The organism is Acinetobacter guillouiae CIP 63.46, from assembly GCF_000368145.1.
Taxonomy (GTDB): Bacteria; Pseudomonadota; Gammaproteobacteria; order Pseudomonadales; family Moraxellaceae; genus Acinetobacter; species Acinetobacter guillouiae.
This window is the reverse complement of record NZ_KB849291.1, coordinates 38,835-41,282: the sequence shown is the minus strand read 5'-3', so window position 1 is coordinate 41,282 and position 2,448 is coordinate 38,835. Positions and strand designations below refer to the sequence as shown.

Annotated in this window: 3 pseudogenes; 1 reads left to right on the top strand and 2 read right to left on the bottom strand. The window is 38.4% G+C overall.

The window, feature by feature from the left end:
• Both F981_RS23635 and F981_RS22720 read right to left on the bottom strand, forming a co-directional pair.
• Window positions 1-181, bottom strand: a pseudogene (locus tag F981_RS23635) (helix-turn-helix domain-containing protein); the annotation flags it as partial.
• Window positions 182-241: 60 nt separating this feature from the next.
• A pseudogene (locus F981_RS22720) lies at window positions 242-1,047 on the bottom strand (IS3-like element ISAcsp5 family transposase); the annotation flags it as partial.
• Between the two features lie 247 nt (window positions 1,048-1,294).
• Between F981_RS22720 and F981_RS23805 the strand changes: the two are divergent.
• Window positions 1,295-2,448 (top strand): annotated as a pseudogene (locus F981_RS23805) (multicopper oxidase domain-containing protein); the annotation flags it as partial.

Sequence of the window (2,448 nt, the reverse complement as noted above, 5' to 3'; positions counted from 1 at the left end):
GCCTTATGGTTTCTGGGATACGCTCTTGTAACCTAGCAACTTCGGCAACAGTTTTACCTTCGGAAAGCCAGAGAATGGTTTGAGCACGTTGTCTTTCACGCCAATGTGCTGCGTGCTTGGTCAGAAGAATCAGTTGTTCACGTTCTTCTAAGCTGAGTGGGACGGTAACAATCCGTGGCATGTGCAAACATCGTTTAACCAAAAATGTCTTTTCGCATGCTTAGTTGTTTTTGTAAACTTATTTCACAATTGCTTCTTGCAACGCATCTATGCAAAAGTCTGTTTCCATACTGATCGATACACGATGAGCCAGTACTTTACGACTATGCCAATCTATAATTGCACACAGATAGACAAAGCCTTTAGCCATAGGAATGTACGTGATATCTGTACACCAGACTTGATTAGAGTGATCGATGACCATGTTTTTCAAAAGATATGGGAAAATACGGTGTGCAAGATTAGGCTTACTGGTATTGGGTTTTGGATACAAGGCATGTATTCCCATCAAGCGCATTAAACGTCGGACTTTACGCCGACCTATTTGATGCCCTTGACGCTGTAGCATATCTCGTATCATTCGACTACCCATAAATGGGTAGTCGAGATGAATTTCATCGATCAGACGCATCCAACTCAAATCAGTTGATGAAATCTCTTTGGGCTTGTAATACAACGTACTGCGATTGATTTGAATCAATTGCGATTGTTGTCGTACCGAAAGTTGATGGGTCTTATCGATCATTTTTTGCCGCTCAGCTGCCCTATTTTTCTGAGTGCACCTTCTAAAAAATCAATTTGCAATGCCTGATGTCCTATCTTGGCATGTAGAGCTTTGAGGTCAATCTCTGGTTCTTGTTGTGCTGTTGGTCGTGAAAAAATATTGACTGATTGCTCAAGCAGTTGATTTTTCCAATCGATGATTTGGTTTTGATGTAAATCGAATTGAGTAGAAAGTTCAGCGAGTGTGTGGTCGCCTTTAATTGCTGCGAGAGCAACTTTAACTTTAAACTCTGCTGAATGATTACGACGTTTTCTTCGTGTCATGGTTGACTCCAAAAACAAGCATTTCCCATGCTTATTGGGGAGTAGATTATCACTTATAGGCGTGGTCTAAAATCCTAGCCCCACACTTATGGATCATTCAAAGATGAATATGCCTGGTAGCAATAAATAATTTTATAAATAGCGAGAAAGAAGTATTAAAGTTTATACTAAATATTTGCTTTATTACTTCAATCTTGACCTTTCTAAAGGTGAGATAGAATGTCAAAAAATCTAAAGGTGAGATAGAATGTCAAAAAAGTTAAGTCATATACTCTTAATTGGAGTTGGTTTATTTTCATCAACTTGGGTAATGGCGGCAGTTAAAGAATATGATTTAACAATCGCTGAACAAACTGTAAATATCACAGGAAAACCAGTTGAGAGAATTACTGTAAATGGTAAATTCGTTGCACCACTTCTTGAATTTGAAGAAGGTGATGAGGCCGTTATCCGTGTTCACAATAAGTTAAAAAATCAGGACTCTTCAATCCATTGGCATGGCTTATTATTACCTGGAATTATGGATGGTGTACCTGGATTTAACAAATTTCATGGCATTGCCCCTAATAAAACTTATGAATATAAGTTTAAAGTCCGCCAAAATGGTACTTATTGGTATCATTCACATAGTAAAGGACAAGAACAAGACGGTTTATATGGTGCTTTTGTTATTTATCCTAAAGATAAAACTCCACTAACAGCTGCTGAAAAAACCGATAAAGATTACGTTGTTTTGCTTTCTGATTTTCATAATTCGACAAGTGATCAAATTATGAAAAATATTAAAAAAGAAGCAGACTACTATCAGAACCGCCGCTAAACAGTATTCGATGTATTAAAACAAGTTAAACGTGATGGGCTAAAAGCGACTTGGCAAGACCGTTCTATGTGGAATCAGATGCGAATGCTGAAAACAGATATGTCCGATGTCACAGGTTATACATTTTTAATGAATGGCAAGACACCTCAGCAAAATTGGACGGGCAACTTCAAAGCTGGTGAAAAAGTTCGCCTTCGTTTTATTAATGCTTCCGCTATGTCATTCTTTGATGTACGCATTCCAAACCTAAAAATGACTGTAGTCAGTGCTGATGGTCAACCTGTAAAGCCCGTTCCTGTAGATGAGTTCCGTATTGGTACTGCTGAAACTTATGATGTCATTGTTGAACCTCAACAAGCACATTATCAAATCGAAGCCGAATCTATTGATCGTACTGGTTTTTCGGTTGGAACCTTACATGAAGAAAGCAGACCAGCAGTCAAACAAATTGAGATGCCTAAGCCTCGTCCTCGTTCTTTATTGACTATGGAGGATATGGGGATGGATCATGACATGTCTTCTATGAAAGGTATGGATCATGATATGTCTTCTATGAAAGGCATGAATCACGATATGTCTTC